19 protein-coding genes are annotated in these 14,755 nt (G+C 55.7%); 14 read left to right on the top strand and 5 right to left on the bottom strand.

Annotated features, from left to right (window positions below; genetic code table 11):
• Positions 1–9 precede the first annotated feature (9 nt).
• The 6 genes from M2433_RS12020 to hisP all read left to right on the top strand — a co-directional run bounded on the left by M2433_RS12020 (position 10) and on the right by hisP (position 4,929).
• Positions 10–579: a UbiX family flavin prenyltransferase gene (locus M2433_RS12020; RefSeq protein ID WP_429054185.1), complete on the top strand. Its 570-nt coding sequence runs from the start codon at positions 10–12 to the stop codon at positions 577–579.
• A 291-nt stretch (positions 580–870) separates the two neighbouring features.
• On the top strand, positions 871–1,653 hold the full coding sequence (gene argT, locus M2433_RS12015) for a lysine/arginine/ornithine ABC transporter substrate-binding protein ArgT (RefSeq protein WP_047346637.1): 783 nt from the start codon (positions 871–873) through the stop codon (positions 1,651–1,653).
• 226 nt (positions 1,654–1,879) lie between these two features.
• On the top strand, positions 1,880–2,662 hold the full coding sequence (gene hisJ / locus M2433_RS12010) for a histidine ABC transporter substrate-binding protein HisJ (RefSeq protein ID WP_023336423.1): 783 nt from the start codon (positions 1,880–1,882) through the stop codon (positions 2,660–2,662).
• 88 nt (positions 2,663–2,750) lie between these two features.
• Positions 2,751–3,437, top strand: a complete 687-nt coding sequence (locus M2433_RS12005; RefSeq protein WP_023336422.1) for a histidine ABC transporter permease HisQ — start codon at positions 2,751–2,753, stop codon at positions 3,435–3,437.
• Complete coding sequence (locus M2433_RS12000) at positions 3,434–4,147, top strand: ABC transporter permease (protein ID WP_010433272.1); 714 nt, start codon at positions 3,434–3,436, stop codon at positions 4,145–4,147. Before M2433_RS12005 ends, M2433_RS12000 begins: the two co-directional genes overlap by 4 nt.
• Positions 4,148–4,155: 8 nt before the next feature.
• Positions 4,156–4,929: a histidine ABC transporter ATP-binding protein HisP gene (hisP, locus tag M2433_RS11995; RefSeq protein ID WP_010433274.1), complete on the top strand. Its 774-nt coding sequence runs from the start codon at positions 4,156–4,158 to the stop codon at positions 4,927–4,929.
• Between the two features lie 48 nt (positions 4,930–4,977).
• Here hisP and M2433_RS11990 read toward each other — a convergent pair whose 3' ends face one another.
• The 4 genes from M2433_RS11990 to yfcG form a co-directional block, all read right to left on the bottom strand.
• A complete protein-coding gene (locus M2433_RS11990; RefSeq protein WP_429054188.1) occupies positions 4,978–5,487 on the bottom strand; it encodes a GNAT family N-acetyltransferase in 510 nt (169 codons plus the stop codon).
• 44 nt (positions 5,488–5,531) lie between these two features.
• Entirely contained in the window at positions 5,532–6,425 is an 894-nt protein-coding gene (locus M2433_RS11985) for a TIGR01777 family oxidoreductase (protein WP_429054189.1), read from the bottom strand.
• A gap of 13 nt (positions 6,426–6,438) precedes the next feature.
• Entirely contained in the window at positions 6,439–6,807 is a 369-nt protein-coding gene (gene folX, locus M2433_RS11980) for a dihydroneopterin triphosphate 2'-epimerase (RefSeq protein ID WP_047346633.1), read from the bottom strand.
• Between the two features lie 75 nt (positions 6,808–6,882).
• On the bottom strand, positions 6,883–7,512 hold the full coding sequence (yfcG, locus tag M2433_RS11975; RefSeq protein ID WP_429054191.1) for a GSH-dependent disulfide bond oxidoreductase: 630 nt from the start codon (positions 7,510–7,512) through the stop codon (positions 6,883–6,885).
• A gap of 140 nt (positions 7,513–7,652) precedes the next feature.
• On the opposite strand from yfcG, the gene yfcF reads away from it, so the two are divergent.
• From yfcF to yfcD, 3 genes are read left to right on the top strand one after another with little or no spacing between them, the layout of a single operon-like run.
• On the top strand, positions 7,653–8,297 hold the full coding sequence (yfcF, locus tag M2433_RS11970; protein WP_429054193.1) for a glutathione transferase: 645 nt from the start codon (positions 7,653–7,655) through the stop codon (positions 8,295–8,297).
• A 55-nt stretch (positions 8,298–8,352) separates the two neighbouring features.
• A complete protein-coding gene (gene yfcE, locus M2433_RS11965) occupies positions 8,353–8,904 on the top strand; it encodes a phosphodiesterase (protein ID WP_429054194.1) in 552 nt (183 codons plus the stop codon).
• A gap of 55 nt (positions 8,905–8,959) precedes the next feature.
• Positions 8,960–9,514, top strand: coding sequence for an NUDIX hydrolase YfcD (gene yfcD, locus M2433_RS11960; protein WP_047346629.1), 555 nt, complete (start codon positions 8,960–8,962; stop codon positions 9,512–9,514).
• A 3-nt stretch (positions 9,515–9,517) separates the two neighbouring features.
• On the opposite strand, the gene M2433_RS11955 is transcribed toward yfcD, so the two are convergent.
• Entirely contained in the window at positions 9,518–10,537 is a 1,020-nt protein-coding gene (locus tag M2433_RS11955; protein ID WP_047346628.1) for a LacI family DNA-binding transcriptional regulator, read from the bottom strand.
• A gap of 234 nt (positions 10,538–10,771) precedes the next feature.
• Here M2433_RS11955 and M2433_RS11950 point away from each other — a divergent pair, with 234 nt between their 5' ends.
• The 5 genes from M2433_RS11950 (at position 10,772) to M2433_RS11930 (ending at position 14,752) form a co-directional block, all read left to right on the top strand.
• Positions 10,772–11,215, top strand: a complete 444-nt coding sequence (locus tag M2433_RS11950; protein WP_429054197.1) for a PTS sugar transporter subunit IIA — start codon at positions 10,772–10,774, stop codon at positions 11,213–11,215.
• A 78-nt stretch (positions 11,216–11,293) separates the two neighbouring features.
• Complete coding sequence (locus tag M2433_RS11945) at positions 11,294–11,566, top strand: PTS sugar transporter subunit IIB (protein ID WP_047346626.1); 273 nt, start codon at positions 11,294–11,296, stop codon at positions 11,564–11,566.
• 21 nt (positions 11,567–11,587) lie between these two features.
• Entirely contained in the window at positions 11,588–12,979 is a 1,392-nt protein-coding gene (locus M2433_RS11940; protein WP_429054199.1) for a PTS ascorbate transporter subunit IIC, read from the top strand.
• Positions 12,976–13,806, top strand: a complete 831-nt coding sequence (locus M2433_RS11935) for a transketolase (protein ID WP_429054200.1) — start codon at positions 12,976–12,978, stop codon at positions 13,804–13,806. The genes M2433_RS11940 and M2433_RS11935 overlap by 4 nt, the downstream gene beginning before the upstream one ends.
• On the top strand, positions 13,799–14,752 hold the full coding sequence (locus M2433_RS11930) for a transketolase family protein (protein WP_047346623.1): 954 nt from the start codon (positions 13,799–13,801) through the stop codon (positions 14,750–14,752). Before M2433_RS11935 ends, M2433_RS11930 begins: the two co-directional genes overlap by 8 nt.
• The last annotated feature ends 3 nt before the right edge of the window (positions 14,753–14,755 follow it).

The following is a 14,755-nucleotide window of genomic DNA, read 5'->3' as shown; positions in this document are numbered from 1 at the left end:
GTAAAAATCATGAAACGACTCATTGTTGGGCTCAGCGGCGCCAGTGGCGCGATTTACGGCGTACGTCTGTTACAGGTTTTGCGTGACGTGGCGGAAGTCGAGACCCATCTGGTGATGAGCCAGGCGGCGCGGCAGACCCTCTCGCTGGAAACCGATCTCTCCCTGCGCGATGTTCAGGCCATGGCGGATGTCGTGCACGATGCCCGTGATATCGCTGCCAGCATCTCCTCAGGCTCGTTTAAAACAGCCGGCATGGTTATCCTGCCCTGTTCCATTAAAACGCTCTCCGGCATTGTGAACAGCTATACCGATACCCTGGTAACCCGCGCGGCGGATGTGGTGCTGAAGGAGCGTCGTCCTCTGGTGCTCTGCGTGCGGGAAACGCCGCTGCATCTGGGGCACCTGCGCTTAATGACTCAGGCCGCCGAGCTCGGCGCGGTCATCATGCCGCCGGTACCGGCGTTCTATCATCGTCCAGCTTCGCTGGATGACGTGATTAATCAGACCGTTAACCGCGTGCTGGATCAGTTCGACATTGACCTGCCGGAAGATCTCTTTACCCGCTGGCAGGGGGCCTGATTCTGTGCACAAACAGAGTGCATGAAAAGAGACGTTGCCCTGTTTCAGGGCAATTATGCAACGGCGATCATATCCTCGACATTTAATTCGTTTTTTCCCTTTTTCTCTCTCCGGTTCGTTCGGCAGACCTGCTATCTTTCACCATTAAGGCAATATCGCAACGTTTTATTAACATATTTAACGTCGAAGTTTTGAGCAGACGGCAATGTGGCATAAGACCTGCAAGATGAAGCCTGCAACACAACACACAACACAATACATAATAAAATCACGGTACTTGAGGGTAAATGTATGAAGAAGACGGTTCTGGCTCTGTCTTTGCTCGTGGGGTTAAGTGCGGCAGCAGGTAGCTACGCAGCGCTTCCACAGACGGTTCGTATCGGTACAGACGCAACCTACGCGCCATTCTCTTCCAAGGATGCGAAAGGCGATTTCGTGGGGTTTGATATCGATCTGGGTAATGAAATGTGCAAACGCATTGCGGTGAAATGCACATGGGTGGGCAGCGACTTCGACGCGTTAATCCCGTCGCTGAAAGCCAAGAAAATCGACGCCATTATCTCTTCTCTCTCCATCACCGAAAAACGTCAGCAGGAGATTGCCTTCTCTGACAAGCTCTACGCCGCAGATTCTCGCCTGATTGCCCCTAAAGGTTCCCCGATTAAGCCAACCATCGACTCGCTGAAAGGCAAGCATGTTGGCGTGCTGCAGGGATCGACCCAGGAAGGTTACGCCAATGCGACCTGGCGTGAGAAGGGCGTAGACGTGGTGGCTTACCAGAACCAGGATCTGATTTACTCTGACCTGGCGGCAGGCCGTCTGGATGCGGCATTCCAGGATGAAGTCGCGGCGAGCGAAGGCTTCCTGAAGCAGCCGGCGGGTAAAGATTATGCATTTGCAGGCCCGTCAGTGAAAGACAAAAAGTACTTTGGTGACGGCACCGGTATTGGCCTGCGTAAGGATGATACCGAGCTGAAGGCCGCCTTCGACAAAGCCTTTGCAGAGCTGCGTAAGGACGGTACTTACGACAAACTGGCGAAGAAATACTTCGACTTCAACGTATACGGTGACTAAGACCAGGCGATAGCGCACCGCAAAGGTGCGTTGTGGCAGCGGTTGACCCAATACGGTGCGTTTATTGCACCGTATTGGATCGCTATGTGCATACTTACGCATTTATAATGCAAAAATTCCCGACTGAAGGGCATTAGTCTTTGCCTGAAAGAGGGGATTGATGGCACATTAGCACCACCCCGTCGTCGTAAAAACCCCGTATGAAGACAGTTTGTTGAGGACAAATATGAAAAAACTCGTGTTGTCATTATCTCTGGTACTGGCCTTTTCCAGCGCCACCGCGGCATTCGCAGCCATTCCACAGAAAATCCGGATTGGGACCGACCCAACCTATGCGCCGTTCGAATCGAAGAATTCAAAGGGTGAACTGGTCGGTTTTGACATCGATCTGGCCAATGAACTGTGTAAACGCATCAAAGCACAGTGTACCTACGTTGAGAACCCGCTGGATGCGCTGATCCCATCCCTGAAAGCGAAAAAAATCGACGTGATCATGTCCTCTCTTTCCATCACCGAAAAACGCCAGCAGGAGATTGCCTTCACCGACAAACTCTACGCAGCGGATTCTCGTCTGGTGGTGGCGAAAGCTTCTGACATTCAGCCAACGCTGGAGTCGCTGAAAGGCAAACGCGTCGGCGTGCTGCAGGGCACCACGCAGGAAACCTACGGCAACGAGCACTGGGCGCCGAAGGGGATTGAGATTGTCTCCTATCAGGGCCAGGAAAATATCTACGCTGACCTGACGGCAGGCCGTATTGATGCGGCATTCCAGGATGAAGTCGCGGCGAGCGAAGGCTTCCTGAAAACGCCGGTGGGTAAAGATTATAAGTTTGGCGGTCCGTCCATTAAGGATGTGAAGCTGTTTGGCGTGGGCACCGGTATGGGCCTGCGCAAAGAAGACAACGAGCTGCGTGAGGCGCTGAACAAAGCGTTTGCTGAAATGCGCGCGGACGGCACCTACGACAAGCTGGCGAAAAAGTACTTCGATTTTAACGTTTACGGCGGCTAATCGCCCCGTCAAATAACGTGCGGCCCCTCCCGCTGCGGGAGGGGAAAAGACACGGTTCCACCACTCACGATACGACAGGGCTCGCGGTATGCTGTACGGATTTTCTGGCGTTATTTTACAGGGCGCGCTTGTCACCCTTGAGCTGGCTATCAGCTCCGTGGTGCTGGCGGTGCTGATAGGTCTGGCAGGCGCAGGGGCGAAGCTTTCAGCTAACAAACCGCTGGCGCTGATCTTTGAAGGCTACACCACGCTCATTCGCGGCGTTCCCGATCTGGTTCTTATGCTGCTTATCTTTTACGGTCTGCAGATTGCGCTTAACAGCGTGACGGATGCGATGGGCATGGGACAAATAGATATCGACCCGATGGTGGCCGGTATTATTACCCTCGGTTTTATCTACGGTGCCTACTTCACCGAGACCTTCCGCGGTGCTTACATGGCCGTGCCGAAAGGCCACATTGAGGCGGCGACCGCATTTGGTTTTACCTCTTCACAAACGTTTCGTCGGATTATGTTCCCGGCTATGATGCGCTACGCGCTGCCGGGCATCGGCAACAACTGGCAGGTTATCCTCAAAGCCACAGCGCTGGTCTCGCTGCTCGGTCTGGAAGATGTGGTGAAAGCCACTCAGCTGGCAGGCAAAAGTACCTGGGAGCCGTTCTACTTTGCGGTGGTCTGTGGCGTTATCTATCTGGTCTTTACGACCGCCTCCAATGGTGTGCTGCTTCTGCTCGAGCGTCGCTACTCCGTGGGTGTGAAGAGGGCTGACCTGTGATTGAGATTATTCAGGAATACTGGAAATCGCTGCTGTGGACAGATGGCTATCGCTTTACCGGCGTGGCGATCACGCTCTGGCTGCTGATCTCCTCCGTGGTGATGGGCGGCATTCTGGCGGTGTTTCTTGCCATTGGCCGCGTGTCGAACAATAAATTTATTCAGTTCCCTATCTGGCTGTTTACCTACGTCTTTCGCGGTACGCCGCTGTACGTACAGCTGCTGGTGTTCTACTCGGGGATGTACACGCTGGAGATCGTCAAAGGCACCGAGATGCTGAACGCGTTCTTCCGCAGTGGCCTGAACTGTACGGTGCTGGCGTTGACGCTCAACACCTGCGCCTATACCACCGAGATTTTTGCGGGGGCAATTCGCTCTGTGCCTTACGGCGAGATTGAAGCGGCGCGCGCGTACGGCTTCTCCTCAGTGAAGCTTTACCGCTGCATCATTCTGCCCTCAGCGCTGCGTATCGCGTTACCGGCGTACAGCAACGAAGTAATTTTGATGCTGCACTCCACCGCGCTGGCCTTCACCGCGACGGTGCCGGACCTGCTCAAAATTGCGCGCGATATTAACTCCGCGACCTATCAGCCGTTTACCGCGTTTGGCATTGCGGCAGTACTCTATTTAATTATCTCTTATGTTTTGATTAGCCTGTTCCGTAAGGCTGAAAAACGCTGGTTGCAGCATATAAAACCTTCGACGCACTGAGAAAGATGATGGCTGAGAACAAATTAAACGTTATTGATTTGCACAAACGCTACGGCGAACATGAAGTGCTGAAAGGGGTGTCGCTGCAGGCGAATGCGGGCGACGTGATCAGTATTATCGGCTCATCCGGCTCGGGGAAAAGTACCTTCCTGCGCTGCATTAACTTCCTCGAAAAGCCGAGCGAAGGCTCGATCGTGGTGAGCGGACAGAATATCAATCTGGTGCGCGATAAAGACGGCCAGCTGAAGGTGGCAGATAAGCATCAGCTGCGCCTGCTGCGTACGCGTCTGACGATGGTGTTCCAGCACTTCAACCTCTGGAGCCATATGACGGTGCTGGAGAACGTGATGGAAGCGCCGGTTCAGGTGCTGGGCCTGAGCAAGCAGGAAGCCCGCGAGCGCGCGGTGAAATACCTGGCGAAAGTGGGTATCGACGAGCGCCAGCAGATGAAATATCCGGTGCATCTCTCCGGCGGTCAGCAGCAGCGCGTCTCCATCGCCCGCGCGCTGGCGATGGAACCCGAGGTGCTGCTGTTCGACGAACCGACTTCAGCCCTGGACCCGGAACTCGTCGGCGAAGTGCTGCGCATCATGCAGAAGCTGGCCGAAGAGGGCAAAACGATGGTGGTGGTGACGCACGAGATGGGCTTCGCCCGTAACGTTTCGAACCACGTTATCTTCCTGCATCAGGGTAAAATTGAAGAGCAAGGGCACCCGGATGAGGTGCTGGCGAACCCGCAAAGCCCGCGTTTGCAGCAGTTCCTGAAGGGGTCTTTGAAGTAGGTTTTGCCCTTCTCCCTCTCCCTGTGGGAGAGGGCTGGGGTGAGGGCATCAGGCCGCACCGCACTCCAGTCGATACACCCAGTCGTCGTACCGCATGCCGTCAATCTCATACGCCTTTTCCAGCACCTGCGTACGCACAAACCCCGCTTTCTCCAGCACGCGCACCGAGCCGCCGTTATCGGCCAGCACGTAGGCGTTAATCGCTTTCACGCCGGTCTGGCTAAAGGCGTAATCACATACCGCGCGCAGCGCCTCGCTGGCGATACCTTTTCCCTGCGCGGCTGGCACAACCGTATAGCCGATGTCGGCCTCCTCTCGATTCTCAGCGCTGATTTGCAGGCCGATATCGCCAAGCGGCGTGTCATCATTCTGAAAGCGGATCACAAACACATGTGCAGCCGTGAGTCGTGCGGCAAACACGCGTCGCGTCTCTTTTTCGGGGGCGATGGCGGCCATATAGCGCATGATGGCGGGGTCTTCACGCAGCGAGCGGAAGAAGGCCCAGTCAGTGGGTTCGAAAGGGGTGAGGTGCAGACGGGGTGTGGTGATGGTTGCCATTGTTACGCCATTTCATCGGAACATGGCGTACGACTGTAGCATATTCACCGCACCACATCCCGCAGCGCTTCTTCTAAATCATACCAGCGGAACGCAAACCCGGCCGCTTCCAGCCGTTTGGGTAGCGCGCGCTGTCCGCCTAATACCAGCACAGAGGCTTCGCCCATCATCAGGCGGATGACCGTGGCTGGTACGCGCAAAATCGCCGGGCGGTGCAGGACATGCCCCAGCGCGTGGGCAAACTGTTCATTACGCACCGGATACGGCGCAACCATGTTAAACGGCCCGCGCAGGTCGTTATCCAGCAGCCAGAGAATACCGTTGACCATATCGTCGATGTGGATCCACGCCAGGTACTGACGGCCATTGCCGATGGGGCCGCCGAGGCCAAGTCGGAATGGTGGCAGCATCTTCCCCAGGATTCCGCCTTTCGGCGCAAGCACGACGCCGGTCCGCAGCAGGCAGACGCGGGTACGATCGCTCTGCGCCGCGCAGGCAAGACGCTCCCACTGGGCGCAGAGCTTATGGGTAAACTCGTTATGCGGCGGCTCTTCCTCGGTCACCACCACCTCGCCGAGATCGCCATAATAGCCCACTGCTGAGCCCGAAATCAGCACTGAAGGCGGCGTGTGGCTGTTGCGGATTAGCTCGACAAGCTTTTCGGTAATGTTCCACCGGCTGCTGCATAACAGCTGTTTTTGCTCTTGCGTCCAGCGCTTATCGGCGATGGGTTCGCCCGCGAGGTTAATGACGGCGTCGAAGCCGTCCAGATTTTGCTGCTCGGCCAGATTTTTCCAGATGTCGATACCCGCCCCCAGCACCTGGCGTGCCTTCTCCGGGCTGCGCGTGACCACGGTAACGTCGTGATGCAAGGCCTGCAGACGCGCAATAAGGTGGCGACCAATAAGGCCAGTACCGCCGGTCAGCAAAATCTTCATACAACCTCCAGGTTTACGCCTGGCGTTTCCAGCTTAACGTCATAGAGACGGAGTCGGCGTAACGCAGGGCGTGAAGTTTATCGATCTCAACTTCAGCATAAGTGACCCAGTGATGTTCGCGTGCGATATCGAGCACATCCTGAGTTAATTTTTCCAGCAGAGAGAAGCGGTTATTTTCCACGTACTGGATGATGTTTTTGGTGATGGTGCGGTAGTTCAGCGCGTCATTAATGTCTTCGCTTGCCCGCGCTTTGTCTGCTGGGTAGTGAATCACTACGTTAATGACAATATCCTGACGGTTGGCGATCTCTTCCTCTTTGATGCCGATAAAGGTACGCAAGCGTAAATTTTTTATACGAATAACAGCGTCTGGCTGTGACATTGCAGGTCTTCTCCGTGTCAGTATTTCCCGCTCATCATACATGAGAGGCTCGCGGGCACCCAGCCTCATACCGGGTTAAATCTGCTGGATTTTTTGCATCGCGCGTTCGGTGGCCGGGCGGGTCCGAATGCGCTCAAACCAGTTGTTCACGGCCGGGTAAGCGGCTAAATCAATTCGGTGTTTTTCATGCGTATTCACCCACGGCCAGCAGGCGATATCGGCAATGCTGTAATGATCGCCCCCGAGCCACGGCGTTTTCCTCAGCCGACGGTTCAGCACGTCATAGAGCCGTTGAGTCTCTACCTGATAGCGCTCTATCGCATAAGGAATAGGCTGCGGGGCGTAAGCGGTAAAATGGTGATTCTGCCCCAGCATGGGCCCCAGTCCGCTTGCCTGCCAGAAGAGCCACTGCAGGGTATGGTGACGTTCGCGCAACTCTCCGCTCAGCAGTTTGCCGGTTTTCTCCGCCAGGTAGAGCAAAATTTCACCGGATTCGAACAGGCTCAGCGGCCTGCCCCCGTCCGCCGGCTGGTTATCAATAATGGCCGGGATTTTATTGTTCGGCGAGATAGCCAGAAAGAGAGGGCTGAACTGATCGCCTTTGCTGATATCCACGCGAATGATCCTGTAATCCAGCTCGGCTTCCTCAAGAAAGAGGGTGATCTTATGGCCGTTTGGGGTAGGGGCATAATAAAGGTCGATCATTCTCAACTCCTGTCCATGCGAATAGTGATGCCATGACAAATGAGTATAGGTGGTTGTTGTAAATCGTGAGTTTTCATCAAGTGACAGCGAGGCAAAGAGATTATATGTTGAGTAAAAACCGATCAGCCGATGAGGATGTTATGAACCAGCCCGTAATCACGTTGTGGTCCGATGCGAATTTCTTTTCTCCCTATGTTATGAGCGTATACGTTGCGCTGGCCGAAAAAGGGCTCACTTTTACGCTGAAAACCGTCGATCTTGACGGCGGTGAACATCTCAAACCTCAGTGGAAGGGTTACGATCTGACCCGACGCGTGCCGGTGCTGGAAATTGATGGTTTTGCCCTGAGCGAATCCTCGGCGATCGATGAGTATCTGGAAGAGCGGTTCGCGCCGCCTGAGTGGGAGCGGATCTACCCGCACGACCTGCAAAAGCGCGCCCGGGCGCGGCAGATCCAGGCGTGGCTGCGCAGCGATCTGGTGCCAATTCGCGTGGAACGCTCAACGGATGTCGTGTTTGCCGGGGTGAAAAAGCCATCCCTGAGCGCAGAGGGCAACGAAAGCGCGCAGAAGCTGATTGAAACCGCCACCGCACTGCTCTCCCACGGCAACCCGAACCTGTTCGGCGAGTGGTGTATTGCCGACACCGATTTGGCGTTGATGCTAAACCGCCTGATCCTCAATGGTGATGAGGTGCCGCAGCTGCTGGTCGATTATGCCGCGTTTCAGTGGCAGAGAGCCTCCGTGCAGCGCTATGTGGCACTCTCCGCTAAGCGTGCGGGCTGATAAGCCCTGACGCTTCAGGTATGATGTGGGCAGTCTTTTTCCCGAGGAGTGACTGATGAAACTGATGTTTGCGTCGGATATCCATGGATCGCTGCCCGCTACCGAGCGCGTGCTCTCTCAGTTTGCACAAAGCGGCGCGCAGTGGCTGATTATTCTGGGCGATGTGCTCAATCACGGCCCGCGCAATGCGCTGCCGGAAGGCTATGCCCCTGCGCAGGTGGCTGAAAAACTGAATGCGTATGCCTCGCGCATCATCGCCGTTCGCGGCAACTGCGACAGCGAAGTGGACCAGATGCTGCTGCATTTTCCCATCACCGCGCCGTGGCAGCAGGTGCTGCTGGAACAAAGCCGCCTGTTCCTCACCCACGGGCATCTTTTTAGCCCGGATAATCTCCCGGCGCTCGCGGCTGGCGATGTCCTGGTTTACGGTCATACTCATATTCCGGTTGCTGAAAAACGCGGTGATATTTATCACTTTAACCCGGGTTCGGTCAGCATCCCGAAAGGCGGATATCCTGCGAGTTATGGCATGCTGGATGGAAATACCCTGAGTGTTATCGCACTTAATGATCAGCAAGTTATTGCGCAGGTAGCGATTAATCCGTAAGTTACACCTCAATTACAAACGCGCCGAAAGAGCGCTTAGACGAGAAGGTTTCCCGATGGTGGAGCAGAGTCATTTGGCAAGTACAGAGTGGGTTGACATTGTCAACGAAGAGAATGAAGTGATCGCGCAGGCCAGCCGCGAACAAATGCGTGCGGAGCGCCTGCGTCACCGTGCGACATATATCGTTGTTCATGACGGTATGGGCAAAATTCTGGTTCAGCGCCGCACGGACACCAAAGATTTTCTCCCTGGTATGCTGGATGCCACAGCCGGTGGCGTTGTTCAGGCGGATGAAGTGCTGCTGGATTCTGCGCGTCGTGAAGCGGAAGAAGAGTTAGGTATTGCCGGTGTGCCGTTTGCCGAGCACGGTCAGTTCTATTTCGAGGACGAGCATTGCCGCGTCTGGGGCGGGCTGTTTAGCTGCGTCTCTCACGGCCCGTTCGCCCTGCAGGAAGAAGAAGTCAGCGAAGTGAACTGGATGACGCCGGAAGAGATTACCGCGCGCTGCGACGAGTTCACGCCGGATTCGTTAAAAGCGCTGGCGCTGTGGATGACCCGTAATGCCAAAAACGAATCCGCTAAACCGGAAAAAGAGGAAGAGGCCGAGTAAGCTTCAGCAACTCTCTCTCAGACACAGACTGGACGCGATGGGCTTTTGATCGCGCCAGTCCCCGTCATTCAGCCGCTCCAGTAACGCTTTCCCGGCTTCAATCCCAATCTTACGATGCGGTACCGCCATCGTCGTCAGCGGCGGCTGACAGACGCGGCTGACGTCGCTATCGCCAAAACCCACGACCGCCAGATCGTCCGGCACCTTGATTCGCCTGCGCTGGCACTCGTACAGCACGCCACAGGCCAGCTCGTCAGAGACGCACACCAGCGCATCCAGCTCGGGCCAGGCCAGCAGGAATTCAGGCAGCTGCGCTGCACCGGTTGAGAAACTCGGCGACATCGCCGCGTTAATGACCCGGTTCGGCGACATATGGTGGCGAAGCATGGCCTTGTACCAGCCCTGCAGATGCTGCTGAAAAATCCACTGCTCCTGGTTGGCGCACAGCAGGCCAATATTTTGGTAGCCGCGCTTAATCACCATTTCCGTCAGCTCATACATGGCCGCCACGTTATCAATCCCGATGTTCATATCAATCGGGTCGGCACGCATGGCACCCATTTCCATCACCGGAATGGAGGCATTTTTGAGCCAGTGACGAACGGTATCGGTATGTTCAACGCTGAGCAGGATAGCGGCGGCAATATTCGACGCCAGCAGCGTCTCCAGCAGCTTCTCTTCCTGCTCAAGACGGTGCTGGGATTCAGCCAGCATGATCTGATATCCGGCAGGCTGCAGCACCTGCTGTAGCCCGGCGAACATCTCCGAGCAGCCGGCCTCGGAGAGATTAGGCACTACCATGGCTATCGTCCATGACGACGCCGAGGCCAGCGCGCTGGCGGCAAGATTAGGCATATAACCCAGCTCCTGCACCGCTGCTTCAATTTTTTCACGTAGTTTATCGGAAACCTGTTCGGGCGTGCGGAGTGCACGGGACACGGTCATCGTGCCCACACCGGCAAGCTGTGCGACATCGGCGAGTGTCACTTTACCAGTACTGCGCCGTTTTCGGGTTAGAGACATACACCTTCCTGCTGACCAGACGCGTTCTTATTTTCCTTCGCTTCACGTGACAGGCAGTATACGCCTTAAATCCCTTTTTTTGCTGTGTTTTAGCACAGTGATTGCAATTTGATAGCGCTATCACATTTCTGAATGTTAACGATTGGTAGCGCTATCTTTGTGATCGCGATCGCAGTCATTAGGCGATGCGTTGAATAAAGTTTGCTCATCTTTAGCGTGTATCGGGAGTGAAAAGTGCTCAAAAAATGGATATATGATACAACCATCACGCTGCAGGATAGCGTGGAAAACTGGCCGCAGGCGCTGGAGCTGTGCGCGAAACCGCTGTTGGATTTGCAGGTGATTGAGCCTGAATACGTCACGGCCATCATTCAGCAGCACCACGCGCTAGGACCCTATTATGTGCTGGCACCAGGGCTGGCGATGCCGCATGCGCGGCCGGAGGAAGGAGCCAAAGGACTGGGGTTGTCATTATTAAAACTAAAACAGGGCGTCTCATTTGGTGCCGGCGAGTTTGACCCTGTCGATGTGATTATTATGCTCGCGGCACCCGACAAAAATAGCCATATCGAAATGATCTCATCGCTGGCCGAATTATTTTCCAGCGATGAAGATATGGCTGAACTGCATCAGGCGAATACTCTGGAGGAGATAAAAACGATTATTAACCGCTTCTGATTTATTTTTAATCCGGTTTTTCACAACATTACGCGTCAGCGTGGTGGGGCGTACTCTACTCAAAATAAGGGGACAACAATGAAAATCATGGCTATTTGCGGTTCTGGCCTGGGCAGTAGTTTTATGGTCGAAATGAACATTAAAAAGGTTCTCAAAAAGCTGGACATTGAGGCCGACGTTGAGCACTCCGATCTCTCCTCGGCAACGCCGGGCGCGGCCGATCTGTTCGTGATGGCAAAAGACATTGCGGCCAGCGCCAGCGTGCCGGAAAGCCAGCTGGTGGTGATCAACAACATCATTGATATCAACGAACTTGAAGCGCAGCTGCGCGGCTGGTTCGAAAGACAATAACCCTGATAAGGCGAGGTGGATATGTTTATCCTTGAAACGCTGAATTTCGTTGTTGATATATTAAAAGTCCCTTCGGTACTGGTGGGGTTAATTGCTTTAATTGGTCTGGTTGCACAGAAAAAAGCATTTTCCGACGTGGTGAAAGGGACGATTAAAACCATACTGGGCTTTATTGTACTGGGCGGCGGGGCCACGGTGCTGGTCGGGTCATTAAATCCTTTAGGCGGCATGTTTGAACACGCCTTTAATATCCAGGGAATTATTCCTAATAACGAGGCGATTGTCTCCATTGCGTTGGAAAAATACGGTGCTTCAACCGCGCTCATTATGGCCTTCGGTATGGTGGCGAATATTATCGTCGCCCGCTTTACCCGTCTGAAGTATATCTTCCTGACCGGGCATCACACCTTCTACATGGCATGCATGATTGGCGTGATCCTGACGGTGGCGGGCTTTGAGGGCGTAGGGCTGGTGTTTACCGGATCGCTGATCCTCGGCCTGATCATGGCTTTCTTCCCGGCGATTGCGCAGCGCTACATGAAGCGCATTACCGGCAACGATGAGATTGCCTTCGGCCACTTCGGCACGCTGGGCTACGTGCTCTCCGGCTGGATTGGCAGCAAGGTCGGCAAAGGCTCACGATCAACCGAAGAGATGAACCTGCCGAAGAACCTGAGCTTCCTGCGCGACAGTTCCATCTCTATCTCCCTGACCATGATGATTATCTACCTGATCATGGCGGTGAGCGCCGGACGCGAGTACGTCGAGGCCACCTTCAGCGGCGGTCAGAACTACCTCGTCTACGCCATGATCATGGCGATTACCTTCGCGGCGGGCGTATTCATCATCCTGCAGGGCGTGCGCCTGATTCTGGCGGAAATCGTCCCGGCCTTTACCGGCTTCTCGGAAAAGCTGGTGCCCAATGCGCGTCCAGCCCTGGACTGCCCGGTGGTCTATCCGTATGCGCCAAACGCGGTGCTGATCGGCTTCCTGTTCAGCTTCCTCGGCGGGATTGTGGGGTTGTTCATCTGCGGGCAATTCAGCTGGGTGCTGATTCTGCCGGGCGTGGTGCCACACTTCTTCACCGGCGCGACGGCGGGCGTGTTCGGTAACGCCACCGGCGGACGTCGCGGGGCAATGATTGGTGCCTTCGCTAACGGCCTGCTGATCACCTTCCTGCCGGTCCTGCTGCTGCCCGTACTGGGCGCAATTGGCTTTGCCAACACCACCTTCTCGGATGCTGACTTCGGCGCCGTCGGGATTGTGCTCGGCAACCTGGCGCGCTTCCTGTCGCCGCTTGCCATTACCGGACTGGTCGTTGCGTTGTTCGCGCTGCTGGTGGCGTACAACGTCTTCGCGAAAAACAAACCTGCGGGCGGTAACGCGCAGGAAAACACCGGAGCCAAATCATGAATGAGAAAGAGATAACCGAACTCGCGCGTCAAATTCGTCTTGAGACCCTGAAATCGCTGACGCAGCTGGGCTTTGGCCACTACGGCGGCAGCATGTCGGTGGTTGAAACGCTGGCCGTGCTGTACGGCGCGGTGATGAAAATCGACCCGGCAGACCCGGACTGGCCAGAGCGGGACTATTTTGTCCTGTCGAAAGGCCATGCGGGCCCGGCGCTCTACAGCACGCTGGCGATTAAGGGCTACTTCCCGATGGAGGAGCTGAGCACGCTAAACCACAACGGTACGCGCCTGCCAAGCCATCCGGACCGTCTGAAAACGCGCGGTGTGGATGCCACGACCGGTTCGCTGGGGCAAGGTATTTCCATCGCCGCCGGCATGGCGCTGTCGCACAAGCTGGCGGGGCGTCCGAATCGGGTCTTCTGCATCGTCGGTGACGGCGAGCTGAACGAGGGGCAGTGCTGGGAAGCCTTCCAGTTTATTGCCCACCATCGTCTGAACAACCTGACGGTTTTCGTCGACTGGAACAAACAGCAGCTGGATGGCGAACTGGATGAGATCATCAGCGCATTCGATCTGGAGGGGAAATTCCGCGCCTTTGGCTTCGACGTGGTAACGGTGAAAGGTGACGATATCCGAACGCTGCTGGAGGTGACGTCTCGGGTGCCTGCCGCAGACGCTCGCCCGCGGGTGGTGATCCTCGACAGCATCAAAGGGCAGGGGGTGCCGTATCTTGAGCAGCTCAGCAACTCGCACCACCTGCGATTAACCCCGGAGAGCAAAGCGGCCCTCAACGAGACGATTCGCCAACTGGAGGCTTCACATGATTAAGGTTGCACCGGCAGGACAGAAAGATGCCGTTGAGATGCGTAAAGTTTACGCTGGCTTTGTGGCAAAACAGATTGAGGCTGGCAGTGAGATTATCGCCCTCGAAGCTGACCTGATGAGTTCGATGGCGATGGACGGCGTGGCGCGCGATTATCCGCAGCACGTGATTAACTGCGGCATTATGGAAGCCAATGTCATCGGCACGGCGGCGGGGCTGTCGCTTACCGGACGTAAGCCGTTTGTTCACACCTTCACCGCGTTTGCCAGCCGCCGCTGCTTCGACCAGCTGTTTATGTCCCTGGACTACCAGCGCAACAACGTGAAGGTAATTGCCTCGGATGCGGGGGTAACGGCCTGTCACAACGGCGGGACCCATATGTCGTTTGAGGATATGGGCATCGTACGCGGTCTGGCGCACTCGGTTGTGCTGGAGGTGACCGATGCGGTGATGTTCGAGGACGTGCTGCGCCAGCTTATCGACCTGGAAGGGTTCTACTGGGTGCGCACCATCCGTAAGCAGGCACCGAGCGTCTACGCGCCGGGCTCAACCTTCACCATCGGTAAAGGCAACGTGCTGCGCGAGGGGAGTGATATTACGTTGATCGCCAACGGCATCATGGTGGCGGAAGCGCTGGAGGCGGCGCGTCAGCTGGAGCAGGAGGGCGTCAGCGCGGCGGTTATCGACATGTTTACCCTGAAGCCCATCGACCGGATGCTGGTGAAAAACTACGCCGAGAAAACCGGGCGCATCGTCACCTGTGAAAACCACAGCATTCACAACGGGCTGGGATCGGCGGTGGCGGAAGTGCTGGTGGAAACCTGCCCGGTGCCGATGCGGCGGGTGGGGGTGAAGGAGCGTTACGGCCAGGTGGGGACGCAGGAGTTCCTGCAGAAGGAGTATGGCCTGACGGCACATGACATTGTGTCGGCGGCGAGAGAGCTGCTGTAAATA

It is taken from the genome of Enterobacter sp. AC1 (assembly GCF_050434705.1).
Classification (GTDB): Bacteria; Pseudomonadota; Gammaproteobacteria; order Enterobacterales; family Enterobacteriaceae; genus Enterobacter; species Enterobacter cloacae_L.
Note: the sequence above shows the minus strand (reverse complement) of the source record. Positions and strands in the feature narration are given on the sequence as shown.